Below are 24,381 nucleotides of genomic sequence, written 5' to 3' on the forward strand. Positions count from 1 at the left end.
GGGTCCTTCTCGATGTGCTTGCGGTACTCGTCCAGCGTGGTCGCTCCGATGACGTGCAGCTCGCCGCGGGCCAGGCGGGGCTTGAGCATGTTGCCCGCGTCCATCGCGCCCTCGGCGCCACCGGCACCGACCACGGTGTGCAGCTCGTCGACGAAGACGATCACCTCGTCGCGGTGCTCGGCGATCTCGTCGATGACCTTGGTCATCCGCTCCTCGAAGTCACCCCGGTAGCGGGTGCCGGCCAGCATGCCGGACAGGTCCAGCTGGACCACCCGCTTGCCGCTGAGCACCTGCGGGACCTGGTCGGCGACGATGCGCTGGGCCAGGCCTTCGGCGATCGCGGTCTTGCCGACGCCGGCCTCGCCGACCAGCACCGGGTTGTTCTTGGTGCGCCGGGACAGGATCTCCACGGTCTGCTCGATCTCGTCGGTGCGGCCGATCACCGGGTCCAGCTCGCCGTCGCGGGCCCGCGCGGTCAGGTCGCGGCCGTACTGGTCGAGGGTGGGGGTGTTGCTGTCCGCGTTCGGCTGTTCCTGCTCGACCTGCGGGCGCTGGGCCGCGGCGCGCAGCGCCTCGGGGCCGGCACCTGCCGAGCCGAGCAGCCGTCCGGTCTCGGAGTCGGGGCTCGCCGACATCGCCAGCAGCACGTGCAGCGGGCCGATGTAGGTGGAGCCGAGCGCGCGGGCGACCCGGTGGGCGTCGGCGAGCACCGTGCGCGCCGCCAGGGTCAGCGTCACCGGGCGATCGCCGGCGGCGTCACCGGCTGCGGGCAGGTGCGCCTCGACCTCCGCCGCGAACGCGTCGGGGTCGACGCCGACCTGCTTCAGCTGGGCGCGGGTGGGTTCCTCCTGCGTGGCGGACCACAGCAGGTGCAGCGCGTCCAGGTCGGTCTGGCCGCGGTCCCGCGCGAAGCGGGCACCGCCGCTGACCAGCTGCTGGGCCTGCTCGGTCATCAGCTGGGTGATGTCGATCCGCCGGGAGCCGGACGAGGCGTCGTCGGCTCCGAAGAATCGCGCGAAGTACTCGTCGAACGGGCCACCAGCCGGTCCGAAGAACGTCGCCATGCCTAACCTCCTCGCGACGGTGTTGCTGGCTTCCGCCGCCATCTACTTGAGTCGTCTCGTATCAACCAACGTAAGCCCCCTCCAGGTAATTCCCATCAGCCACAGGAGTGGCCTGAGTCACTCGGATCGCCGGTGGGCGAGGGGCGTTGACTTCGAGTGGAGTGGAAGTTGCACGTTGTGAGCGGCAGATGGTTCGTGGAGAGGTTGTGGGCATGGGGACTTCGCTGGATCGGACGGTGTTCGACACCGCTTACGAGGAGAACGCGGCTCCCTGGGTGATCGGCGAGCCGCAGCCGGCGATCGTCGAGCTGGAGCGCCGTGGCGGCATCGGCGGGAAGGTGCTGGATCCGGGCTGCGGTGCCGGTGAGCACACGATCCTGCTGGCCGAACTGGGCTACGACGTGCTGGGCGTGGACTTCTCCCGCCCGGCGATCGAGCGGGCGCGCGCCAACGCCGCCGAGCACCAGGTCGAGGCCCGGTTCGAGATCGCTGACGCGCTGGCGCTGGACGGTGGCCCGTACGACACCGTCGTGGACAGCGCGCTGTTCCACGTCTTCGGATCGGAGGACCGGGAGAAGTACGTGCGCAGCCTGCACGCGGTGTGCCGACCGGGTGCGGCCGTCCACGTCTTGGCCCTGGCCGATACCGGGCCCGGCTTCGGCCCGGAGATCTCGGAGGTGGTGGTGCGCGAGGCGTTCGGTGTGCCGGGATGGCGGCTGGAGGGGATCGAGGAGCGCCGCTACCGGGGTGTCGCGGTGGGGGAGCACGCCGCTGCGTTGGGGGTCGAGGAGAACGCGGTGGTGGATCTGCCCGCCTGGTTGGCCCGCGCCACCCGGCTCTGATGTCCACAGTGGAGTCCGGGGGTGGTTCCGGCCGGTCGCTGCTGGCACACTCGGCGCCATGACCGAGGATGCTGCGTGCGCGGTGGCGCACGGTGAAGTGCCGGTGGATGCGGGTGATCGCGCGCTGGTGGCGGTGTTCGCGTCGCCGGTGGCGGAGCACCTGCTGCGATACGGCCGGGATCTCGGCTTCCGGGTCTCGCTGGTCGAACCGGACCCCGAGCGGGCAGCGGCGGCCGGTGGTGACGCGGTGACCGAGGTGCCGGAGCTGGGGCCGGGCGCCGACGTCGTGGTGACCGACCACCACCGCGAGGAACTCGGGCCGGTGCTGCAGGACGTGCTCAAGCGCGACGTCCGGTGGATCGGCGTCATGGGCAACCCGCGCCACGAGGGCCCGCACGTCGCGGCGCTGCGGGAGCTCGGTGTGCCGGATGCCGAGATCGCGCGCGTGCACCGCCCGATCGGCCTGAACATCGGCTCCCGGACTCCGCCCGAGATCGCCATCGCGACGCTCGCCGGGCTGCTGGCCGACCGCAACGGGAAGCCGGGCGGCTTCGAGTTCTGACCCCGCCCGCCGGTGCTCGCTTTTGCCGGGGTGCGCTGGTTATGCTCCGATCACTCAGCGCTGGGTCGACCCGGTGTTCGGTGCTTCCGGAGCGGAGGAATGCGGGTTGGACGGTCATCGGGCGGACGGGTCGCAGTCCGATGCGCTCGGCGAGTTGATCGGGTGGACGGCCAGGACGAGCTGGGGGCTCGCGCGCATCGGGTTCGGGTTGATGCGGCAGCTGCCCGGTGGGGCCGAGGTGGAGCGCGGATTCCGGACCGTGGAGCGGGCGATCGCCACCGGTGCGCGGCAGTGGCTCGAGGAAGTCGAGTCGCACTCCGAGGAAGAGACCGACCCGGCGCCCGATGATCCGGACGATCAGACCGAGGACGCCCCGAAGGGGCAGGACCTGCGCGAGCGGATGGGCGAGCTGCTGTACCGCTCGGCCATGACCGGCCGCGAAGAGGCCACCGAAGACCTCTACTCCGGCATCCTGAGCCTCATCACACCGGACGAGGCCCGCATCCTCGCAGGTCTGGGGGATGGTTCGTCGTACCCGGTGCTGCACGTCGCCGAACGCGGCGTGGTGGGCGGAAACGCCCGAATAGTGCTGCGCAACGGTTCGACCGTGGGCCGTTCCGTGGGTGTGTCGTTGGCGGAGGAAACCCCGCACTACCTGACCCGCTTGCAGTCGCTGGGCCTGGTCGAGATCGGCCCGGCCCTGCCGGACGTGGACGACCAGTACGAGCTGCTGCAGACCGATACCCGGGTGCGCGAGGCGCTGAGCTCGCCCAAACCGACCAAGGTGGTGCGGCGCAGCGTGCGGATGTCGGCGCTGGGAACCCGGTTCTGGCAGCGGTGCGACCCCAGCTCCGAGTTAGGGGCCGGATGAACGCGATCATCCAGGACTTCGCCGCGCACTGGCCCGTCTACCTCTCCATCCCGGTGGTGGCGGCGCTCATCGGCTACGTCACCAAGGTGCTCGCCATCCGGATGATGTTCGGCCCGGTGGAGTTCAAGGGGATCAAACCGTTCCTCGGCTGGCAGGGCATCGTGCCCAAGCACGCGGCGAAGATGGCCGGCGTCGCCTGCGACACGCTCACCCAGCAGCTGATCCAGCCGCAGGAGGTCCTGGACCGGCTGGATCCCGAGCGGATCGTCGCCGAGGTCGAGGAGCCGCTGCGCCAGACCATCGAGGAGATCGTCCGCGAGGTCGCCTCGGCCTACCAGCCGGGGCTGTGGGAGTCGATGCCGCGCGGTGTGCAGCGCGCGGTGATCAGCAGGGTGCAGGCCGACGCGCCCCGGCTGTTGTCCGAGGTGCTCGGCGAGATCAAGTCCGATGTGGACAACGTCTTCGACCTCAAGGACATGGTGGTCACCAGCCTGGTCCGGGACAAGGAGCTGCTGAACCGGATCTTCCTGCAGGCCGGGGGCAAGGAGTTCCAGTTCATCCGTCGGTCCGGCGCGGTGTTCGGCGCGCTGATCGGCGTGGTGCAGATGTCGGCCTGGGTGGTGTTCAAGGTGCCGCTCATCATGCCGCTGTTCGGCCTGTTCACCGGTTGGTTCACCGACTGGCTCGCGCTCAAGATGATCTTCCGGCCGCAGCGGCCGAAGCGCTACTTCGGGTTCGAGTGGCAGGGGCTGTTCCACAAGCGCCGCGACGAGGTGGCCGAGGCCTACTGCGAGCTGATCGCCGCCGAGATCATCACCCCGCGCAACGTCATCGAGGCGGTGCTGCGGGGCCCGATGTCGGACAAGGTGATGGCCCTGGTGCAGCGCCAGGTCGACGACGAGCTCAGCCGCCGCGCGAGCATCGCCAAGCCGCTGCTCGTGCTCGCCATCGGCGGGCGCCGCTACCAGGACCTCAAGCACCGGGTCTCGGAGCTGCTGATGGCCAAGCTGCCGGAGACGATGGGCTACGTCGAGGACTACGCGGCCGACGCGATGGACATCCGCAACACGCTGGTCGGCAAGATGAAGGAGCTCGACGCCTCGGAGTTCGAGGAGCTGCTGCGCCCCGCGTTCCGCGAGGAGGAGCGAACCCTCATCGCCACCGGCGCTGCACTCGGCTTCGTCGTCGGTGAGGCCCAGGTGCTGGTCCTGGAGCACCTCGCCCCGTGATCACTCCTCCGCGGCGAGGGCGTCGAGCACGGCTTGGCCGTACTTGTTGAGCTTCTGCTCGCCGATCCCGCTGATGCCGCCGAGCTCGTCGAGGGTGGACGGCTGGGCTGCGGCGATCTGGCGCAGCGTCGAGTCGTGGAAGATGATGAACGGCGCTTTGCCCTCTTCGCGCGCGGTGGCCAGGCGCCAGGCGCGCAGCTTCTGGAAGACCGGTTCGGCCTCGGCGGGCATCTCCTGCGGGGGTTGCTTCGCGGCCTTCGCCTTGGGCGTCGACGCGACGCGCTTGGGTTCGGTGCGCAGCAGGACCTGGCGCGGGTCTTCCCGGCGCAGCACTTCACCGCTGGTCCCGGTGAGCACGATCGTGCCGTAGTCGCCCTCGACGGAGATCAGGCGCTGCGCCAGCAGCTGGCGGATCACGCCGCGCCACTCGTTGTCGCTCAGGTCGGAGCCGACGCCGAACACGCTGAGCGAGTCGTGCCGGAACTGCTCGACCTTCGGCGTCTTCTTGCCGCGCAGGATGTCGATGATCTGCCCGGCGCCGAACCGCTGGTTGCGCTCGCGGTCGAGCCGCACCACGGTCGACAGCAGCTTCTGCGCGGCGACCGTGCCGTCCCAGGACTCCGGCGGGTTCAGGCAGGTGTCGCAGTTCTGGCAGGCGTCCGGGTGGTCCTGCCCGAAGTAGGCGAGCAGTTGCGTGCGGCGGCAGCTCACGGTCTCGCACAGCGCCAGCATCGAGTCGAGGTGCCGGGACTGCATGCGGCGGTGCGCCTCGTCGCCGTCGGAGAGGTCGATCAGCTTGCGCTGCTGGACCACGTCCTGCAGGCCGTAGGCCATCCAGGCGGTGGAGGGCAGTCCGTCGCGGCCGGCGCGGCCGGTCTCCTGGTAGTAGCCCTCGACGGATTTGGGCAGGTCGAGGTGCGCGACGAAGCGCACGTCGGGTTTGTCGATGCCCATGCCGAAGGCGATGGTGGCGACCATGACCAGGCCTTCTTCGCGCAGGAACCGCGCCTGGTGCTTGGCGCGGACCTGCTTGTCGAGCCCGGCGTGGTAGGGCAGCGCGTCGATGCCGTTGGCGACCAGGAACTCCGCGGTCCGCTCCACCTCGGCGCGGGAGAGCCGGTAGATGATCCCGGCATCCCCGGCGTGCTCGGTGCGCAGGAATTGCAGCAGCTGCTTGCGCGGATCGTTCTTGGGCACGATCCGGTACTGGATGTTGGGCCGGTCGAAGTCGGCGACGAAGTGCCGGGCCTCGGTCAGCTCGAGCCGGGTGGCGATCTCGCTGCGGGTCGCCGGGGTGGCGGTGGCGGTCAGGGCGATGCGCGGCACCGAGGGCCAGCGCTGGTGCAGCACCGACAGGTTGAGGTAGTCGGGGCGGAAGTCGTGGCCCCACTGCGCCACGCAGTGCGCCTCGTCGATGGCGAACAGCGAGACCTCGCCGCGGTCGAGCAGTTCCAGCGTCGAGTCCAGGCTCAGCCGTTCCGGCGCCAGGTAGAGGAGGTCGAGCTCGCCGGCGACGAACGCCTGCTCGGTGTCGCGGCGCTGCTCGTAGCTCTGGGTGGAGTTGAGGAAGCCGGCTCGGACGCCGAGCTCGTTGAGCGCGTCCACCTGGTCCTGCATCAGCGCGATCAGCGGTGAGACGACGATCCCGACACCGGGTCGCACCAGCGCGGGGATCTGGTAGCACAGCGACTTGCCCCCGCCGGTGGGCATCAGGACGAGCGCGTCGCCGCCTCCGACCACGTGCTCGACGATCTCCTGCTGCTCGCCGCGGAAGGAGTCGTAGCCGAACACCCGCTGCAGGACTTGCTGCGCATCGCTGATCGCCAGGTCGGGGGAAGCCACGGCGCGCATCTTACGCAGCCCCCACGACGGCGAGCTGTTGTGCCGGTGCCGACATGCCCGGGCGCGTCGGGGTGCCCGCTGTGACGTGCGTCCCGCCGGTACCGACTGGCGCCGGGAATAGCTCGTAGGGAAGAATCGTTCACGGAAGTAGTTGCATCTCGTACTAAATGGGCGGGATCTGGTAGCGAGGGAGCTGACATGCAGTTCGGGATCTTCACGGTCGGCGACGTCACCGCGGACCCGACCACCGGCCGCACCCCCACCGAGGCGGAGCGGATCAAGGCGATGGTGCGGATCGCGCTGAAGGCCGAGGAGGTCGGCCTGGACGTCTTCGCCACCGGCGAGCACCACAACCCGCCGTTCGTGCCGTCCTCGCCGACCACCATGCTCGGCTACGTGGCGGCCAGCACCGAGCGGCTGATCCTGTCCACCTCGACCACCCTGATCACCACGAACGACCCGGTGAAGATCGCCGAGGACTTCGCGATGCTGCAGCACCTGGCCGGGGGCCGGGTGGACCTGATGATGGGCCGCGGCAACACCGGTCCGGTGTACCCGTGGTTCGGCCAGGACATCCGCCAGGGCATCCCGCTGGCCATCGAGAACTACCACCTGCTGCACCGGTTGTGGCGCGAGGACGTGGTCGACTGGGAGGGCAAGTTCCGCACCCCGCTGCAGGGCTTCACCTCCACGCCGCGCCCGCTGGACGGCGTCCCGCCGTTCGTCTGGCACGGCTCCATCCGCAGCCCGGAGATCGCCGAGCAGGCCGCCTACTACGGCGACGGCTTCTTCCACAACCACATCTTCTGGCCCAAGGAGCACACCGCGCGGATGGTGGACCTGTACCGCCGCCGGTTCGAGCACTACGGCCACGGTTCGGCGGACCAGGCGATCGTCGGTCTGGGCGGCCAGGTGTTCATGCGCAAGAACTCCCAGGACGCGGTGCGCGAGTTCCGGCCGTACTTCGACCACGCGCCGGTCTACGGCGGCGGGCCGACGTTGGAGGAGTTCACCGAGCAGACGCCGCTGACCGTGGGCAGCCCGCAGGAGGTCATCGACCGGACCCTGGGCTTCCGCGACTACGTCGGCGACTACCAGCGCCAGCTGTTCCTGATGGACCACGCCGGGTTGCCGCTCAAGACCGTGCTGGAGCAGCTCGACCTGCTCGGCGAGGAGGTCGTCCCGGTGCTGCGCAAGGAATTCGAGTCGCGGCGGCCCAGCCACGTCCCGGAGGCGCCGACGCACGCCTCCCTGCTGGCGGCGAAGGACGCGAAGAAGATGGAGGCTGCGAAGTGACCGAGCGGAAGCTGGTCGTCGTCTCGGCGGGCTTGAGCCAGCCGTCCTCGACCCGGCTGCTGGCCGATCGGCTGACCACCGCCACCGAGCGGGAGCTGCCGGTGCGCACCCGGGTGGTGGAGCTGCGCGACCACGCCAAGGACATCGCCAACAACCTGGTCACCGGGTTCCCCGGCACCGAGCTGCGGGAGGTGCTCGACGACGTGGCCGCGGCCGACGGGCTGATCGCGGTGACGCCGATCTTCCAGGCCTCCTACAGCGGGCTGTTCAAGTCGTTCTTCGACGTGGTGGACAACGAATCGCTGGTGGGCAAGCCGGTGCTGATGGGTGCCACAGGCGGCTCGCCACGCCACTCGCTGGCGCTCGAGCACGCGATGCGCCCGATGTTCAGCTACCTGCGCGCGACCGTGGTGCCGACGGCGGTCTACGCGGCGTCGGAGGACTGGGGCAACGGTGGCGACGGCACGGCCCTGGCCGACCGCATCGACCGCGCGGCGGGGGAGTTCGCGGCCCTGATCGCGGCTCGCCCGGTCGCGGCCGGCGCGGACCCGTTCGAGGACGTCGTCTCCTTCGAGCAGCTGCTGGCCCAGAACTGATCCCGGGTGGAGGGCGCTGCCCGCAGCGGGTGGCGCCCTCCCGGCGTCGGCGAGATCGTAGACGCACGTTCCCAAGCGTGGGCTGTCCACAACCGCGGTGCCGGACACAGCCCGTGCTCGGAGAGGAGACCGCCATGGCCAAGACCCAGCCCGAACCCCGACGTGATCCCCGGACCGATCACCTGCTCACGCCCGAGAACTGCGTCGTGGCGCTGATCGACTTCCAACCCGAGCAGTACTCCACGGTCACCTCCAGCACCCGCGAGGAGATCGACCTGAACGTGCTCGCCCTGTGCAAGCTGGCCACGGCCTACGACGTCCCGGTCGTCGTCTCCACGGTCGGCGTCGACATGGGGGTCAACAAGGGCACGTCGCAGCGGATCCTGGACGAGCTGCCGGGGGTCGAGGAGATCGACCGCACCGGCGTCAACGCCTGGGAGGACGCGGACTTCCGCGGTGCGATCGAGGGCTCGGGGCGCCGCAAGGTGGTCATCGCAGGCCTCTGGACCGAGGTGTGCCTGACCTTCCCGGTGCTGGACATGCTCGCCGAGGGCTACGACGTCCACCCGGTCGCCGACGCGGTCGGCGGGATCAGTCCGGTGGCGCACGACCGCGCGTTCGACCGGATGATCTCGGCCGGGGCGCAGCCGGTCACCGCGATCTCCTTCGGCGCCGAGCTGATGCGCAACTGGGCGCGCCCCGACTCCGACAACCTGCGCAAGGTCATGCGCTGGTACTTCCCGGAGCGGCAGCGCTTGGGGCTGGGATCCTGACCGGTCGGTTCCGGGTGTCCTGAGCCGCCCTAGGTGGCTACGGTGGCGGTGTGGCTGATCGGATTCCGGCGTCCGAGCCGGTGGGGTTGACCGCCGTCATCGCGCGATTGCGCGACGACGGTGTCAGCCTCATCGAGTTGTCTTTTGTGGACAATGCGGGGAACGTGCGGGTCAAGGCCGTGCCGCTGGAGCGGTTGGCCGCTGCGACGCGGTTCGGGGTCGGCGCCTCGCCGTGCTTCGAGACCTTCACCTTCGACGACGTGATGGTGCCCGGCCGCTACTTGGGTGGCCCGGACGGCGACCTGCGGTTGGTGCCGGACGTGCGCCGGCTGGTCCGGTTGGCCGCGCTGCCGGGCTGGGCCTGGGCGCCCGCAGACAAGTTCACCCAGGACGGAGAGCGGTTCGTCGGGTGCCAGCGCGCGTTCGCCGCCCGGCAGGTCCGGGCCGCCGCTGACCTCGGGCTGACGGCCTCCGCGGCTTTCGAGCACGAGTGGGTGTTGGGCCGGGACGACACCGAGGACTTCGTCCCGGCCTTCGACGGACCTGCCTACGGTCAGATCCGGGTGGAAGCCACCGCCGGCTACGCCCGCGAGCTCGCCGCCGCCCTGCACGAGCAGGGGCTGGACGTCCAGCAGTTCCACCCGGAGTACGCGCTCGGCCAGGTCGAGCTCTCGGTGGCGGCGTCCGACCCGGTCGCTGCCGCCGACGACGCGGTGCTGGTCCGGCACACCGTGCGCTCGGTGGCGAGGCGGCACGGTTGGCGGGCGAGCTTCGCGCCTTGCCTGGTGCCCGGTGGCGGCGGTTCTGGTGGACACCTGCACCTGTCGGTGCACGACGAGGACGGCAACCTGTTCGCCGGCGGTTCGGGCCCGCACGGGCTGCGCCCGGCGGGGGAGGCGTTCCTGGCCGGTGTGCTGCGGGAACTGCCCGCATTGCTGGCCATCGGTGCCGGCAACCCGGCGAGCTTCCTGCGGCTGAAGCCGTCCAGCTGGGCCGGGGTGTGGCAGGTGTGGGGTCGTGAGGCGCGCGAGGCGGCGCTGCGGCTGATCACCGGTACGACCGGCACCGAGCAGTGGGCCGCGAACGCCGAGGTGAAGTGCTTCGACGCCACCGCGAACCCCTACCTCGCGGTCGGTGCGGTGCTCGCTGCCGGTCTCGCCGGTGTGCGCGGGGAACTGCGGCTTCCCGGCGAAGTCACCGGCGACCCGGCGGCGCTCGACGAGCGCGCCCGGGAGTCGGCCGGAATCCGGCGCCTGCCCACGAACCCGGCCGAGGCCGCTGACGCGCTGGCGGCCTCAGCAGTGCTGGCCGATGCGATGGGCCCCGAAATGCACGACGCGATGCTCACCGTCCGCCGAGCCGAGGCCGAGCGCTTCGCCGACGCGGACCCCGAGGAACTCGTTGCCGCCACCCGCTGGCGCTGGTGACCGGTCAGTCCGAGGTGTGCTCGAAGGCCCGGGCCAGGCGCAGCAGCGTTGATTCGGCGTGGTGGGCGCCGACGAGCTGCACGCCCACCGGGAGGCCGTCGCTCGTGGTCCCCGCCGGGACGGAGATGGCCGGCAGGCCGATCACGCTGAGCCCGAAGGTGTAGCGGACGAACGTCGGGAACGGATCGACCGACCGCCCGTTGTGCTGCATCTGACCGGTCTCCGCCAACGGGATCGCCGGAGCAGGTGCGGTGGGCGTGAGCAGAACGTCCACATCGGACAGCGCGGTCAGGTATCCGCGGCGGATGGCGGGCACGGTCTCGTTGATCGCGTCCAGGTACTCGTGCGCGGGAACGGGCGAGGCGTCCGCGCCGATCTGGCTGCGGAGCAGGGCTGCGACGTCGGCGCCGAAATCGTCCAGGCGCTGCTCGATCGAGCCGAGCCCGCGCTCGCGGAACAACTCCGCCACCAGCACGACCGCTTCCGGAGTGGCGATCAGGAAACCGGTCTCGCTGCCGATCTCGGCGTGCTCGACGGTCACCTCGCGCAGTTCGGCGCCCGCGTCGGCGAACCGCTGCGCGGCCTCGCGGTACACCCGCTCGACCTCCGGGTGGTTGTCCGCCCAGTAGTCGCCCACCGGAATGCCGATGCGAACACCGCGCAGCGCCGCGGCATCGGTCGGCAACGCCGATGGCGCCACGGTCTCGCCACTGGTGAGCACGTGCATCAGCAGCGCGGAGTCCGTGACGTCCTGGGTGATCGGCCCGGGCACGTCGAAGCCGTAGGACACCTGCAGCACGCCGTCCAGCGGCAACCGGTCGCGAGTCGGCTTCAGCCCGACCGCGCCGCACACCGCGGCCGGGATGCGCACGGATCCGCCGGTGTCGGTGCCCATGGCGGCAGGCACGATCCGCGCGGCGACCGCCGCGCCGGATCCGCCGCTGGAACCGCCCGCGCTGCGCGTCGGGTCGAGCGGGTTGCGCACCGGGCCGAAGTGCGGGTTGTCCGAGGTGATGCCGAAGCTGTACTCGTGCATGTTGGTCTTGCCGACGATGACCGCACCAGCGTCGGTCAGGCGCTGCACCACCGCGGCGTCGGTGTCCGGCGTCCAGTCCCGCAGCACGCCCATGCCGCCGGTCGTCCTGATGCCCGCGGTCCGGTAGTTGTCCTTGACGCTGAGGGGAATCCCGTGCAGCGGGCCGACCGGTCCGCGTTCGGCGAGCTGCTGGTCGAGCGCGTCGGCGCGTTTGACGGCGTCCTCGGCGAGGGTGATGTGGGCGTTGAGCTCGTCCAGCGCCGCGGCCCGTTCCAGGCTGGCCGACACCAGATCGCGGCTGGACAGCGCTCCGCTGCGCAGCTGTGCTGCGAGACCGGTGACCCCGGTTCCGATCAGGTCGGCGTTCTCTGGCGGCATGCGGCGGCTCCCGGTCGTGCGGTGGTGATGCCGCAGTATCACGTGCCACGGGCGCGATCGAAAGGCCTGCCGGATAAGGGTTCTGCGTATTGAACGCCAGCTCAGCGGCTGCTAGCGGGTGCGGTCTGCCATGCTTCTCTGGCACCGGGCGCGAGCAGTGCGCAAGTATGCTCGGGACCGCCCGGGAAAGGAAGGACGCGATGCCCGAGGTGACCAACCCGCCCGCCCGCAACACGCGTCCGCGCAACCGGCGCGCGCTGATCACCGCTGCCGCCGCGGACCTGTTCTACCGGCAGGGCTACGCGCGGGTGGGCATGAGCGACATCGCCGAAGCCGTCGGGGTCGGGTCCTCGGCGCTTTACCGGCACTTCGCGGGCAAGCAGCAGCTGCTGACCCGGGTCGTGCTCGACGAGCTGCGGCCGTTCAGCGAGATCACCGCCGAGGTCACCGACCTGGACCAGGTGGTGGACCGGCTCGCCGCCGCCGCGCTGGAGCACCGCCAGCTGGGCGTGCTCTGGCAGCGCGAGGCCCGGCAGCTCCCCGACGAGCAGCGCGACGCGCTGCGCGACGAGCTGCGCGAGGTCGCCAGCGGTCTGTCCGAGGTGGCCCGCGCCTTCCGGCCCGAGCTGACCGGCCAGGACGCCCGGTTCCGCGCCTGGTGCACGTTCAGCGTGCTGACCAGCCCCTCCTACCACCAGGTCGACCTGCCGAGGCGGGAGTTCGAGCAGCTGCTGCGGGCCATGGTGGTGGTCATCGGCAACCAGGCCCCGCACCGGTTCGCCGAGCGCCGCGCCGACTCCGACCAGCGGTCGGCGCTGTTCGCCAGCCGCGCCTCCCGGCGCCGGCTGCTGCTGGCGGCGGCGACGCGGCTGTTCTCCGACGCCGGCTACACCAAGGTGACCACCGAGGACGTCGGTGCGGCGGCCGGGATCGCCGGGCCCAGCCTCTACAACTACTTCGCCAGCAAGCAGGAGCTGCTCGGCACGGTGATCACCCGCGGCAACGCGTGGCTGGAGGTGGAGCTGGAACGCACCCTGGCCAGCACCCCGGCCGCCGACGACGCGCTGCGCGAGCTGCTGCGCTCCTACATCACCTTCGCCTTCGACCACGGCCGCTTCATCGACATCCTGGTCAGCGAGGTCAACCACCTGCCCGACGACGAGCGGCACCGGGCGCGGCAGACCCAGCACGCCTACGTCGCCGAGTGGGTCGGGCTGCTGTGCGAGGCGCGGCCGGAGCTGGACCAGGTGCGTTCCCGGATCCTGGTGCAGGCGGCGCTGACGGTGGCCAACGACATGGCGCGCACCGGCGCGGTCCGCGACGTCGAGGCGTTGTTGCGGGTCGGCGCGGCGCTGATGCTGGACACGCCCGTCGACTGATCTAGGACGCGGCTATCCGCCGTTCACTTAACCGTCGAATTGGCAGCTAGATGGCGGTGGGCACGGACTAGGCGCTGGTCACTTCCGGATTGACTTCGACGTACCCGCCCCACTAATCTCCGCGATGGCCAGTGCTGCGTGCGCCGAGATCGCCGTCGTGCGCGGATACTGGGGTCGAGCAGGTAACGAGGACGGGTTGGTTGCATGAGCAGCGCGACGGAGCCGGTCGGTCAGCCACCGGTGGACGTGCCGGACATCCACACGACCGCGGGCAAGCTGGCGGATCTGTACCGGCGGAACGACGAGGCGGTGCACGCCGGCTCGGAACGCGCGGTGGCCAAGCAGCACGAGAAGGGCAAGTACACCGCCCGCGAGCGCATCGACCTGCTGCTGGACCCGGGCTCGTTCGTGGAGCTCGACGAGCACGCGCGGCACCGCTCCACCAACTTCGGGCTGGACGCCAACCGCCCCTACGGCGACGGCGTGGTGACCGGCTACGGCACCGTCGACGGCCGCAAGGTGTGCGTGTTCTCCCAGGACTTCACCGTCTTCGGCGGTTCGCTGGGCGAGGTCTTCGGCGAGAAGATCGTCAAGGTCATGGACCTGGCGCTCAAGACCGGCTGCCCGCTGATCGGCATCAACGACTCCGGCGGCGCGCGGATCCAGGAAGGCGTCGCGGCGCTGGGCCTCTACGCCGAGATCTTCAAGCGCAACACCCACGCCTCCGGCGTGATCCCGCAGATCTCGCTGATCATGGGCCCGTGCGCGGGCGGCGCGGTGTACTCCCCGGCGATCACCGACTTCACCGTGATGGTCGACCAGACCTCGCACATGTTCATCACCGGTCCGGACGTGATCAAGACGGTCACCGGTGAGGACGTCACCTTCGAGGAGCTCGGCGGCGCCCGCACGCACAACTCCCGCTCGGGCAACGCGCACTACCTGGCCGCCGACGAGGACGACGCGATCGGCTACGTCAAGGAGCTGCTGTCGTTCCTGCCCAGCAACAACCTCGCCGAGGCGCCGGTGTTCGACGCCGAGGTCGCAGGCGGTGCGATCGCGGATTCGATCAACGACACCGACCGCGAGCTGGACACCCTGGTCCCGGACTCGCCGAACCAGCCCTACGACATGCTCGAGGTCATCTCGCGCGTCGTGGACGACGAGGACTTCCTGGAGGTCGGGGCGCTGTTCGCGCCGAACATCGTCACCGGCTTCGGCCGCGTCGAGGGCCACCCGGTGGGCGTGGTGGCCAACCAGCCCACCCAGTTCGCCGGCACCCTGGACATCGACGCCAGCGAGAAGGCCGCGCGGTTCGTGCGGACCTGCGACGCGTTCAACATCCCGGTGCTGACCTTCGTGGACGTGCCGGGCTTCCTGCCGGGCACCGACCAGGAGTGGAACGGCATCATCCGCCGCGGCGCGAAGCTGCTCTACGCCTACGCCGAGGCCACCGTCCCGCTGGTCACCGTGATCACCCGCAAGGCCTACGGCGGCGCCTACGACGTGATGGGCTCCAAGCACCTGGGCGCGGACGTCAACCTGGCCTGGCCGACGGCGCAGATCGCGGTGATGGGCGCGCAGGGCGCGGTCAACATCCTCTACCGGCGCCGGCTGGCCGAGGCCGTGGACAACGGCGAGGACGTCGAAGCGGTGCGCGCGCAGTTGCAGCAGGAGTACGAGGACACCCTGTGCAACCCGTACGTCGCGGCGGAGCGCGGTTACGTCGACTCGGTGATCCCGCCGTCGTTCACCCGCGGGTACGTGGCGCGGTCGCTGCGGATGCTGCGGGACAAGCGCGAGAGCCTGCCCGCCAAGAAGCACGGCAACATCCCGCTGTGACGCCTGCCCGAGGAGGTGCGCAATGAGCCACGACGCGGACGCGGCACCGGAGCGGCCGGTGCTGCGCATCGTGCGCGGTGATCCCGACGAGGTCGAGCTCGCCGCGCTGACCGCAGCGCTGACCGGGCTGGCCGCGGCCAAGGCCGCACCGGCGGAACCGGAGAGCGAGCCGATGTCGCTGTGGGGCGACCCGGCCGCGGCGGTCCGCCACCCGGCGGGGCGGCGACCGCTGCGCCCCGGCCCGCACGCTTGGCGCGCTTCGGCGCTGCCGGGCTGAGGTGTTCAGACAAGTTTTCGCCAGATGTCCGGCGTCGCGCCGGGAAATGAGGGGTTGACCACTGTGGACGTGACGCCGATCAGCAAGGTTCTGATCGCCAACCGCGGTGAGATCGCGGTGCGGGTGATCCGCGCCTGCAAGGACGAGGACATCGCCTCCGTCGCCGTGTACGCCGAGCCGGACGCCGACGCGCAGTTCGTGCGGATGGCCGACGAGGCCTTCGCGCTGGGCGGTTCCACGCCCGGCGAGTCGTACCTGAACATCGACAAGATCATCGACGCGGCCAAGCGGGCGGAAGCCGACGCGGTGCACCCGGGTTACGGGTTCCTGTCGGAGAACGCCGAGTTCGCCCAGGCGGTGCTGGACGCGGGCCTGATCTGGATCGGCCCGTCGCCGCAGGCGATCCGCGACCTCGGCGACAAGGTCACCGCCCGGCACATCGCCACCCGCGCCGGTGCGCCGCTGGTGCCCGGCACCAAGGACCCGGTGTCCGGTGCCGACGAGGTGGTCGCCTTCGCCGAGGAGCACGGGCTGCCGGTGGCCATCAAGGCCGCTTTCGGCGGTGGTGGCCGCGGTCTGAAGGTCGCCCGGACGATCGAGGAGATTCCCGAGCTCTACGCTTCGGCGGTGCGCGAGGCCGAGACCGCGTTCGGGCGCGGCGAGTGCTTCGTGGAGCGCTACCTGGACCGGCCGCGTCACGTCGAGGCGCAGGTGCTGGCCGACCAGCACGGCAACGTGGTCGTCGTCGGCACCCGCGACTGCTCGCTGCAGCGCCGCCACCAGAAGCTGGTCGAGGAGGCCCCGGCGCCGTTCCTCAGCGACGAGCAGCGCCGCACCATCCACGAGGCGGCCCGCGCGATCTGCTCGGAGGCCGGCTACTACGGCGCGGGCACCGTGGAGTTCCTGGTCGGGCTGGACGGGACGATCTCGTTCCTGGAGGTCAACACCCGGCTGCAGGTGGAGCACCCGGTCTCGGAGGAGACCACCGGCATCGACCTGGTCCGCGGGCAGTTCCGCATCGCGGCGGGGGAGAAGCTGGAGTTCGACGAGGACCCGGCGCCGCGCGGCCACTCCTTCGAGTTCCGCATCAACGGTGAGGACGCGGGCCGCGGCTTCCTGCCCGCCCCCGGCACCGTGACCCGCTTCGTCGCGCCGCAGGGCCCGGGCGTGCGGGTGGACGCTGGTGTGGAGTCGGGCAGCGTCATCGGTGGGCAGTTCGACTCGCTGCTGGCCAAGGTGATCGTGACCGGCGCGGACCGCCAGCAGGCGCTGGAGCGCTCGCGCCGCGTCCTGGACGAGATGGTCGTCGAGGGCATGGCCACGGTCCTGCCGTTCCACCGCGTGATCGTGCGCGACCCGGCGTTCACCGGCACCGACGGTTTCTCCGTGCACACCCGCTGGATCGAGACCGAGTTCGACAACACCATCGAGCCGTTCACCGGCGGCGCCGAGGTCGAGGAGCCGGAAGCCCGGCAGAGCATCACCGTCGAGGTCGGTGGCCGCCGCCTCGAGGTCACGCTGCCCGCCGAACTGGCGGTGTCCGGCGCGGCACCGGCCGGGAAGGCCAAGCCGCGCAAGCGTTCCGCGGGCAAGGCCGGCGCGGCCGTGTCGGGTGACGCGGTGACGGCGCCGATGCAGGGCACCATCGTCAAGGTCGCGGTCACCGACGGCCAGCAGGTCGAGGCCGGCGAGCAGATCGCGGTCCTGGAAGCGATGAAGATGGAGAACCCGGTGACGGCCCACAAGGCGGGCACGGTCACGGGCCTGTCGGCCCAACCGGGCGACTCGGTCTCCCAGGGCACCACCCTCTGCGAGATCAAGGACTGACGACCCCAGCGCAACTCGGCCCCGCCTGGACCTGGCTCCGGGCGGGGCCGAACTGCGTCTGTCCGATGTGCGCCGATGAGTTCGGCTCTGGTTGGCGCGTGTCAGGGGTTTTGCGCCAGCGCCCGCATCCCGTCGATGAGCATGCCCAAGCCCTGTTCGAAGGCTGCAGGGCCTTCCGGCGGTCCGCCTTCCTGAATGGCCGCTTCCAGGAATGGCAACCGTTCTCGCGGGGCGGTTCGTTCCTGGGAACGCCGCTTCGGGCGCTTCTCCGTGTGCGGGCGGGCTTGCGCGGCTTGTTCTTCCAGGACGAAGCCGGTGATGTAGTGCCCGATGGCGATGACGGCGCGCATCGCCTGGACCGGGTTGAACCCGTATTCGGACAGTACGCGCAGGTCGTCGTCGAACCTCCGCGCCACCTCGGGGCCGGGGCTGCTGCCGGACACCAGCCGGGCGCCGTCGCGGCGGGAGAGCAGGAGCGCGCGGCGTTCGTGGGCCAGCCGGGCGATCCACTCCGGCCAGGGCTCGCCCTCGCGCGGTCGCGTCCCGCCCCCGACGGTCTGGAGCTGCTGGGACATCAGGTCCAGCAGCTCCTGCTTGTCGCGGAAGTGCCAGTACAGCGCGGGTGACTTGACGCCGAGTTCGGTCGCCAGCCGTCGCACCGTCAGGCCGTCCAGGCCGACTTCGTCGAGCAGATCCAGGGCCGTTGCGACCACCGAGTCGCGGTCGAGCCCGTTGCGCTTGGCGTCCTCCACGGCTTGACACCTTAACAGTGCTAAAGCTAGCTTAGCGCCGTTAAGGACTTAACAATGCTAAGGAGGCGCACGTGGTCGCAACCGCGGCCCGGGGCACCCGTGCTCTGCTCGCCTGCGGGATGGCTCCGCTGCTGTTCATCGTCGTCATCCTGATCCAGGGCGAGCTGCGCTCCGGCTACGATCCGCTGCACCACTGGGGGAGCGAGCTCAGCCTGGGCGACCAGGGCTGGATCCAGATCGCCAACTTCATCGCGATCGGAGCGCTGACCATCACCTTCGCCGTGGGCTTGCGACGGGTGCTCGCCGGCGGTCCGGGCGCGGCGGCGATCCCGTTGCTCACCGGTGCTTTCGGCCTGGAACTCATCATTCAGGGGATCTTCACCGCCGACCCTTACGTGGGCTATCCGGTCGGCAGCAAGGGGACTACCGACTACTCCCTGTCGGGCTGGGTGCACAACCTGAACATGTTCCCGACCTTCGCCGCGCTGACGGCCGCAGTCCTCGCGGTTGCGTACCGGTCAGCGCGGAACCGCGAACTGGCATGGGCGGTCCTCAGCGTCATCGTCGCGATCCTGATCCCCGCCGCCATCGTGGTCGCCGCCAACAGCTTCGACATGGACACCCAGGTGGGGCGCTATCACGGCCTGTGGCAACGAATCGGCTTGGGAATCACCGGAATCTGGTACGCGCTCTACGCCGTCCGCCTGCTTCGTCGAACCCTGAACATCTCGCCCCGTGCTGGTCAGGAGGTCAGAGGGGTGGCGGCAAGGTGATGGTGCTGGTTGGGGGCTCGACCAGCACCACAAGCGTCCTCAGTTGCAGCACTTCCCTTGCGTCTCGCTGGGCTCGACCAGGAGGTTTGGGGATTCGCCCGCGGTCTCGGAGTCGGCCTTGACCACGTAGACCTCCCAGGGTTCGCGGCCGGGGCCGTGCACCCAGACCTTGTCCTGGCGGGCGTAGCAGCAGGTCGTGTCGTTCTCGACCTCGGTGAACAGGCCCAAGGCGGCCAGTCGCTCGGTGGCTTCGTGGACGGTTCCGGTGTTGTCGACCTCGACGCCGAGGTGGTCCATGACCGTGGCCTGGCCCGGCTCGCCTTCCAGCAGGACGAGCTTGAGCGGCGGGTCGGCGACGGCGAAGTTGGCGTAGCCGGGGCGGCGCTTGGCCGGTTCCGCGCCGAAGAGCTTCGAGTAGAAGGAGATCGAACCTTCCAGGTCGCCGACCCGGAGGGCGAGTTGGATGCGCGACATCACGACCCCTGTCTAGATGGACGTCGAAACAGCGGGGTCAGTTTGCCCCTCTGATTCGAAGTGTGTCAAATTAGAGGGGTGTCGAAACAGGAGTCGGAGCTGTGCTGCTCCCCGCTGATGGGGGAGCCGTTGACGGCCGAGCAGTCGGTGGAGTTGGCGCGGGTGTTCAAGGCGATCGGCGAGCCGGTGCGGTTGCGGCTGCTGTCGCTGATCGCCTCGCACGCGGGCGGCGAGGCGTGCGTGTGCGACCTGACCGGGGCTTTCGAGCTGTCCGGGCCGACGATCTCGCACCACCTCAAGGTGCTGCGGGAGGCCGGGGTGATCGAGGGCGAACGCCGCGGCACGTGGATCTACTACCGGGTGCGCCCCGAGGTCCTGGCTTCGCTGTCCAGCGTGCTCGCTCCGGCCGATGAGGTGACCGCATGACCCGGGATGCGGCGATGGCCCGTCTGTCCACGTTGGACCGGTTGCTGCCGGTGTGGATCGGTGCGGCGATGCTGGTCGGGCTCCTCGCCGGACGCTGGATCCCCGGCCTCGGGCCCGCTCTCGACGCGGTGCAGGTCGACGGGATCTCGCTGCCGATCGCGCTCGGCCTGCTGGTGATGATGTACCCGGTGCTGGCCAAGGTCCGCTACGACCGGCTGGACACCGTCACCGGCGACCGGCGGCTGCTGATCTCCTCGCTGGTGCTCAACTGGCTCATCGGCCCGGCGGTGATGTTCGCGCTGGCGTGGGTGTTCCTGCCCGACCTGCCCGAGTACCGCACCGGTCTGATCATCGTGGGTTTGGCGCGCTGCATCGCCATGGTGATCATCTGGAACGACCTGGCCTGCGGTGACCGCGAGGCCGCCGCGGTGCTGGTGGCGCTGAACTCGGTGTTCCAGGTCGTCGCGTTCGCCGCCCTCGGCTGGTTCTACCTCTCGGTGCTGCCCGGTTGGCTCGGCCTGCCCCAGGTCGGCCTGGACGTCTCGGCGTGGCAGATCGCCAAGTCCGTGCTCATCTTCCTCGGCATCCCGCTGGTCGCCGGGTACCTGACCCGCAAGCTGGGGGAGCGGGCCAAGGGCCGGGACTGGTACGAGGACCGGTTCCTGCCCAAGATCGGACCGGTCGCGCTCTACGGGCTGCTGTTCACCATCGTGATCCTCTTCGCCCTGCAAGGCGACCAGATCACCAGCCGGCCGGTCGACGTCGCGCGCATCGCCGTGCCGCTGCTGGCCTACTTCGCGATCATGTGGGCGGGGTCCTTCGCGCTGGGCAAGGCCATCGGCCTGAACTACGAGCGGTCGGCGACCCTGTCGTTCACCGCTGCGGGCAACAACTTCGAGCTCGCGATCGCGGTGGCCATCGGCACCTTCGGCGTCACCAGCGGCCAAGCCCTGGCCGGCGTCGTCGGCCCGCTCATCGAGGTGCCGGTGCTGGTCGGCCTGGTCTACGTCTCCCTGGCCGCACGCCGGTGGTTCGCCGAACCCGCCCGCACCACCGCCTGAACGCCCCGCCGGCCGCGCTCGGATCCACTAGGCCGCACCAGAGGGCTTTGCGCAGGTAGAGGGTCGTGAGTGTTTTGGGTTGCTATGACGCCCCAAAGCACTCACGACACCTGGTTCACGGCAGAAGCAGGTGCGACGGAGTCTGTGTAGTGTCGATCAGGGGGCTGTGCGGCACGTCGGCCTCAGTTCGCGATTCGACGCACTGCAGCGAGGAGAACGTCGATGCCCGGCTCGCACCTGAACCGACGGTCCCTGCTGCTGGGTACCGCGGGCACCCTGGGACTGGCGACCGTCCTTCCCACCGCCACCTGGGCGAATGGTCTTTCACCGCAGCAGGAGTACCCGCCGAACTGGCCGGGCATGAAGCCCTATGGCACCGCGGACACCCGAAAGGACTTGTGGTTGCGGGACGACAACTCCCGCGTGCTCGAACTCGAGCTCCGTCCCCGCGACGAGGAGCTCGGCCGGGTCTGGGTGCGGGACACCTACGTCAACTGCTTCGTCGTCGACGGGAAACCGCTCTACGTCGCCACGGGTACCACCCGCGCTCCCGGTCTCAAGGGCCCGGCGCCCTGGAACGACGGCATCTTCGTCTGGGTCGCCGAGTCTCTGGACGGGCCGTGGGAGTTGGTGGACACGACCGTCGTCCGGCCGGGTGCGGAGAAGGGCAAGGTGTGGTCGCCGGAGTTCGCCGGTGAGAACGAGCCCGGGCGCACTGTCGTCGCGCCGTGGCAGGAGTACTGGCGCGACGAGGAGTACGGCAAGCGCGGCAACGTGTGGGCGCCGGAGGTGCACTACTTCCGCGGGTCCTGGTACATCGTCGCGTGCATGGGCGATCACTCCAGGAAGGTCGGCTCGTTCATGCTCAAGAGCGAGGGCGGCCTCGAGGGGCCGTACCGGGTCGTCGAGGGCAACCTCGACAAGCCGTTCGGCGACCGGGCGCCCGGCGGGCCGGAATGGATCGACCCGGAGGTCTACTACCACATAGACGGTGGCCTCTACGCCGAAGGCGACAAGGCGTGGCTCGTGCTGCACAACCACCTGTACGCGGAATTCCGGGACGACATGGAGGACATCGTCCAGAGGACGAACCTCCCGAAGTTCGAGCAGGCGCCCTACTCGCCGGAGCCGTACCTCGAAGGTGCGCACGTCCTCAAGCACGAAGGCAAGTACTACCTGATGCACGCCGCCTGGAACCGGACGTCCGAGAATCCCGACGGCAGCACGCGATACGCCTACAACGCACCCGAGAACGGGAGCGAGCGGTACCAGTACGACGCGATCATCGCGGTTGCGGACAAATTCGAAGGGCCGTATTCGAAGCGCTGGACCGCTGGAGTGGGCGCAGGCCACAACAACCTCTTCGTCGATGCCGACGGTCAGCTGTGGGCGACGTTCTTCCGGAACCCGGTCGCCGGCTACTGGGCCGACCCGTCGCGGAAGGAGCACGCTGCCGTGGCCGGTGTGGTGCGGATGGAGTGGACCGGCCCGGAGGGCAATCGGATCTACGTCAAGCGAAAGAACGGATGACCTCGGGGTCGCGGTCCTGACTCTCCAGGCTCAGTTGCTGCAGGTACGGTCTCGTGAGTGCTTTGGGGTGCTATGACGCCACAAAACACTCACGACATCTGGCTCACCTGCCGGCGGGGAGCGTGGGCAGGGTGAGCTCCGACGGGTGTTCCGGTGAGGTGTGGATGGTCATCGGGGACAGGGCTGCTGGGAGGTCGCGCAGCGTGGGGAGCAGGTGCGGTACGTCGTAGGCCTGCACCGCGATCCGCAGCTTGTGGCCGGGCGGGATCACCGCGCCGGTGGGGAAGACCTCCACGTCGATCGGCGCGATCTCGCCTGGCTGAAGCAGGTTCTGGGCTTCCTTGGTGAAGGGGTGGTACGGCTGGATCAGCTTCCCGTCGAGGTAGCGCGAGCGGGATTCGTCGAGCGCCCGGTGGGACAGGACCTGCCAGCCGCCGGTGAGCCGGTTGACCTCGCCGGTCGGCGACACCGACGACACCGAGACCGACACCATGCCGTTCCCGGTCGGCGTCGACATGTTCAGCCGAGCGTTGATCGGGCCGCGCATCCGCAGCGGCTCGGCCACCGGTTCGGTTTCGAAGACCGCTCCGGACAGGTCGTTCCACCGGTTGTCCTCGCACAGCTTCCCGAGCGCGATGGTGTTGGGCAGGCCCGCGGTCCACTGGTTGGCCGAGCGCGTGCACAGGCCGGAGACGGGGACCGGAGCGACCGTGGTCTGCCCCGGTTCGGCGTCGTCGGCGACCAGCTTCCCCGGCGAGGCCGGGAGCGAGGTGCCGGAGAGCTGGAACGTGGTGGCGCGCTGCTCGTCGATCCAGTCCTGCGCCTGGTGCCACTGGCCGGAACCGATCTCGTGCCAGGTCAGCGGCGGGATGTCAGCGTCCAGCGCCGGGTCGGCCAGACCGCGCACGTAGTGGTCGAACCAGCGCAGCTGGAGCTCCTGCAACGTGCCGTGCCCGGCGTCCTCGATTCCGGTGCCCTGGCTGGCTTGCAGGTGGTCCCAAGGGCCGAAGATCATCTTGGTCGGGACGCCGCGCTCGCGGAGCCGGTCGAACACCATCGGCGTGCCGCGCTGGAACAGGTCGTACTCGCCGCCGACGAGGAAGGTGGGCACGTCGATGCGGTCGACGACGTTGATGGGCGAGCGCTCGGCGTAGAACGGTCCGTCGAACGCCGAATCCAACCCCAGTGTCGCGGAGAGCAGCATCGGCGCGGTGAACCCGGTAGCACCTTGGATCCGCGACAGGTACATCTGCAGCGCATTGTCGGGTTCGCCCGGGCCGTACGCGGGCGGGATGAGCCCGGTGCCCGTGACCAGCCCCAACCACAGCGGGATGAACCCGACGTCGACGGCACCACCGGAGGCGACCACGTCGCGGTAGGTGTCGGCGGCCGGGACCTGCGGGAAGATGGCCTTGAGCCCGGCCGGCCGGTTGGCGGCGGCGAACAGCTGGCTGATCCCCATGTACGAAGGACCGTGCATGCCAACGGATCCGTTGCTCCACGGCCGTTCGGCGGAGGCGGCCCACTCGACGATCTCACCGGCGTCGGTGTTCTCGCGCTCGCTGAACGCCGCCCACGAACCACCCGAGCTGCCGGTACCGCGAGCATCGACGGTGACCTGCACGTATCCGCGCTTGACGAAGTAGCTGGGATCGCCCATCGCCGCTGCTGCGGGCCCGTTCAGCACGGTCTTGTTGTACGCGGTGATGGTCAGCAGCACGGGAAACCGCCCGTCGAGCGGATTCCCACCAGCATCGGCCGGCCGCTGAACATCACCGCGCAGCACGGTGCCGTCGGACATCGGAATCGCAACGTCGCTCTCGGTGGCGGTCGAGGGGTACTCCTCCCCGCGAGCCACCCAACTGTCCTGCGCGGCAGCGGTGTTCACCGTGGTCAACCCGGCGAGAACCGTCACCAGCGCTAGCAACAGGGCCAACGAACTCCGGCGCATGAAGACCTCCCAGCACGTCGGGGAGATCAACGACCAGAACGGCCCAGGGTTACGCGAACCGCCCAAGACCAACGATCACGGGCGGTTCGCGCAACTCACGCGGATGGGGGGTGCAGGGGTGATCACGCCTATGCCAGTCTCACGCTGGTTGTCATGCTGACGCGGACGAGGGG

At 69.9% G+C, this 24,381-nt stretch carries 22 protein-coding genes; 16 read left to right on the forward strand and 6 right to left on the reverse strand.

Going from position 1 to position 24,381, the window contains the following annotated elements; translation table 11 throughout:
• Positions 1-1,064, reverse strand: a 1,064-nt coding sequence (locus tag ABTZ89_RS04070) for a Clp protease N-terminal domain-containing protein (RefSeq protein ID WP_351039881.1), incomplete at its 3' end; no start/stop codon positions are given.
• 212 nt (positions 1,065-1,276) lie between these two features.
• Between ABTZ89_RS04070 and ABTZ89_RS04075 the strand changes: the two genes are divergently transcribed.
• The 4 genes from ABTZ89_RS04075 (at position 1,277) to ABTZ89_RS04090 (ending at position 4,568) form a co-directional block, all read left to right on the forward strand.
• The gene (locus tag ABTZ89_RS04075; protein ID WP_351039884.1) at positions 1,277-1,906 is read left to right on the forward strand and encodes a class I SAM-dependent methyltransferase; all 630 of its coding nucleotides are present in this window, start codon (positions 1,277-1,279) and stop codon (positions 1,904-1,906) included.
• A gap of 58 nt (positions 1,907-1,964) precedes the next feature.
• Positions 1,965-2,468, forward strand: coding sequence for an XdhC family protein (locus tag ABTZ89_RS04080; RefSeq protein ID WP_351039887.1), 504 nt, complete (start codon positions 1,965-1,967; stop codon positions 2,466-2,468).
• A gap of 106 nt (positions 2,469-2,574) precedes the next feature.
• Entirely contained in the window at positions 2,575-3,339 is a 765-nt protein-coding gene (locus ABTZ89_RS04085) for an Abi-alpha family protein (protein WP_351039890.1), read from the forward strand.
• Positions 3,336-4,568, forward strand: a complete 1,233-nt coding sequence (locus ABTZ89_RS04090; protein ID WP_270949847.1) for a DUF445 domain-containing protein — start codon at positions 3,336-3,338, stop codon at positions 4,566-4,568. The genes ABTZ89_RS04085 and ABTZ89_RS04090 overlap by 4 nt, the downstream gene beginning before the upstream one ends.
• On the opposite strand, the gene recQ is transcribed toward ABTZ89_RS04090, so the two are convergent.
• Positions 4,569-6,419, reverse strand: coding sequence for a DNA helicase RecQ (gene recQ, locus ABTZ89_RS04095; RefSeq protein WP_270949846.1), 1,851 nt, complete (start codon positions 6,417-6,419; stop codon positions 4,569-4,571).
• Positions 6,420-6,608: 189 nt separating this feature from the next.
• Between recQ and ABTZ89_RS04100 the strand changes: the two genes are divergently transcribed.
• From ABTZ89_RS04100 to ABTZ89_RS04115, 4 genes are all read left to right on the forward strand, one after another.
• A complete protein-coding gene (locus ABTZ89_RS04100; RefSeq protein ID WP_351039895.1) occupies positions 6,609-7,706 on the forward strand; it encodes an LLM class flavin-dependent oxidoreductase in 1,098 nt (365 codons plus the stop codon).
• Positions 7,703-8,302 carry an FMN reductase gene (locus tag ABTZ89_RS04105; protein WP_270949844.1) on the forward strand — a complete coding sequence of 200 codons (600 nt, stop codon included), beginning with the start codon at positions 7,703-7,705 and terminating at the stop codon, positions 8,300-8,302. Before ABTZ89_RS04100 ends, ABTZ89_RS04105 begins: the two co-directional genes overlap by 4 nt.
• A gap of 134 nt (positions 8,303-8,436) precedes the next feature.
• Positions 8,437-9,075: an isochorismatase family protein gene (locus ABTZ89_RS04110; protein ID WP_270949843.1), complete on the forward strand. Its 639-nt coding sequence runs from the start codon at positions 8,437-8,439 to the stop codon at positions 9,073-9,075.
• A gap of 50 nt (positions 9,076-9,125) precedes the next feature.
• Positions 9,126-10,502, forward strand: coding sequence for a type I glutamate--ammonia ligase (locus tag ABTZ89_RS04115; protein WP_351039899.1), 1,377 nt, complete (start codon positions 9,126-9,128; stop codon positions 10,500-10,502).
• A 4-nt stretch (positions 10,503-10,506) separates the two neighbouring features.
• Here ABTZ89_RS04115 and ABTZ89_RS04120 read toward each other — a convergent pair whose 3' ends face one another.
• Positions 10,507-11,916 (reverse strand): amidase, encoded by a 1,410-nt coding sequence (locus ABTZ89_RS04120; RefSeq protein WP_351039902.1) that lies wholly within the window; start codon positions 11,914-11,916, stop codon positions 10,507-10,509.
• 200 nt (positions 11,917-12,116) lie between these two features.
• Between ABTZ89_RS04120 and ABTZ89_RS04125 the strand changes: the two genes are divergently transcribed.
• From ABTZ89_RS04125 to ABTZ89_RS04140, 4 genes are all read left to right on the forward strand, one after another.
• On the forward strand, positions 12,117-13,295 hold the full coding sequence (locus ABTZ89_RS04125) for a TetR/AcrR family transcriptional regulator (protein ID WP_351039904.1): 1,179 nt from the start codon (positions 12,117-12,119) through the stop codon (positions 13,293-13,295).
• Between the two features lie 204 nt (positions 13,296-13,499).
• A complete protein-coding gene (locus ABTZ89_RS04130) occupies positions 13,500-15,137 on the forward strand; it encodes an acyl-CoA carboxylase subunit beta (protein ID WP_351039907.1) in 1,638 nt (545 codons plus the stop codon).
• A 22-nt stretch (positions 15,138-15,159) separates the two neighbouring features.
• Positions 15,160-15,414: an acyl-CoA carboxylase epsilon subunit gene (locus tag ABTZ89_RS04135; RefSeq protein WP_270949838.1), complete on the forward strand. Its 255-nt coding sequence runs from the start codon at positions 15,160-15,162 to the stop codon at positions 15,412-15,414.
• A 24-nt stretch (positions 15,415-15,438) separates the two neighbouring features.
• Entirely contained in the window at positions 15,439-17,241 is a 1,803-nt protein-coding gene (locus ABTZ89_RS04140) for an acetyl/propionyl/methylcrotonyl-CoA carboxylase subunit alpha (protein ID WP_351039911.1), read from the forward strand.
• Positions 17,242-17,342: 101 nt separating this feature from the next.
• Here ABTZ89_RS04140 and ABTZ89_RS04145 read toward each other — a convergent pair whose 3' ends face one another.
• Entirely contained in the window at positions 17,343-17,993 is a 651-nt protein-coding gene (locus tag ABTZ89_RS04145) for a TetR/AcrR family transcriptional regulator C-terminal domain-containing protein (protein WP_351039914.1), read from the reverse strand.
• A gap of 119 nt (positions 17,994-18,112) precedes the next feature.
• Between ABTZ89_RS04145 and ABTZ89_RS04150 the strand changes: the two genes are divergently transcribed.
• A complete protein-coding gene (locus tag ABTZ89_RS04150) occupies positions 18,113-18,766 on the forward strand; it encodes a DUF998 domain-containing protein (protein ID WP_351039917.1) in 654 nt (217 codons plus the stop codon).
• Between the two features lie 39 nt (positions 18,767-18,805).
• Here the strand turns inward: ABTZ89_RS04150 and ABTZ89_RS04155 are convergent, their stop codons facing one another.
• On the reverse strand, positions 18,806-19,240 hold the full coding sequence (locus tag ABTZ89_RS04155; RefSeq protein WP_351039920.1) for an ArsI/CadI family heavy metal resistance metalloenzyme: 435 nt from the start codon (positions 19,238-19,240) through the stop codon (positions 18,806-18,808).
• Positions 19,241-19,357: 117 nt separating this feature from the next.
• On the opposite strand from ABTZ89_RS04155, the gene ABTZ89_RS04160 reads away from it, so the two are divergent.
• The 3 genes from ABTZ89_RS04160 to ABTZ89_RS04170 all read left to right on the forward strand — a co-directional run bounded on the left by ABTZ89_RS04160 (position 19,358) and on the right by ABTZ89_RS04170 (position 22,257).
• Positions 19,358-19,666 carry an ArsR/SmtB family transcription factor gene (locus ABTZ89_RS04160; RefSeq protein ID WP_270951066.1) on the forward strand — a complete coding sequence of 103 codons (309 nt, stop codon included), beginning with the start codon at positions 19,358-19,360 and terminating at the stop codon, positions 19,664-19,666.
• Positions 19,663-20,727 (forward strand): ACR3 family arsenite efflux transporter, encoded by a 1,065-nt coding sequence (gene arsB / locus ABTZ89_RS04165; RefSeq protein ID WP_351039923.1) that lies wholly within the window; start codon positions 19,663-19,665, stop codon positions 20,725-20,727. Before ABTZ89_RS04160 ends, arsB begins: the two co-directional genes overlap by 4 nt.
• A gap of 222 nt (positions 20,728-20,949) precedes the next feature.
• Positions 20,950-22,257, forward strand: coding sequence for a family 43 glycosylhydrolase (locus ABTZ89_RS04170; RefSeq protein WP_351039926.1), 1,308 nt, complete (start codon positions 20,950-20,952; stop codon positions 22,255-22,257).
• A 103-nt stretch (positions 22,258-22,360) separates the two neighbouring features.
• Here the strand turns inward: ABTZ89_RS04170 and ABTZ89_RS04175 are convergent, their stop codons facing one another.
• Positions 22,361-24,208, reverse strand: a complete 1,848-nt coding sequence (locus ABTZ89_RS04175; protein WP_351039929.1) for a CocE/NonD family hydrolase — start codon at positions 24,206-24,208, stop codon at positions 22,361-22,363.
• Positions 24,209-24,381 lie beyond the last annotated feature (173 nt).

The sequence above is a fragment of the Saccharopolyspora sp. NPDC002686 genome (genome assembly GCF_040295745.1).
Lineage (GTDB): Bacteria > Actinomycetota > Actinomycetes > Mycobacteriales > Pseudonocardiaceae > Saccharopolyspora > Saccharopolyspora oryzae.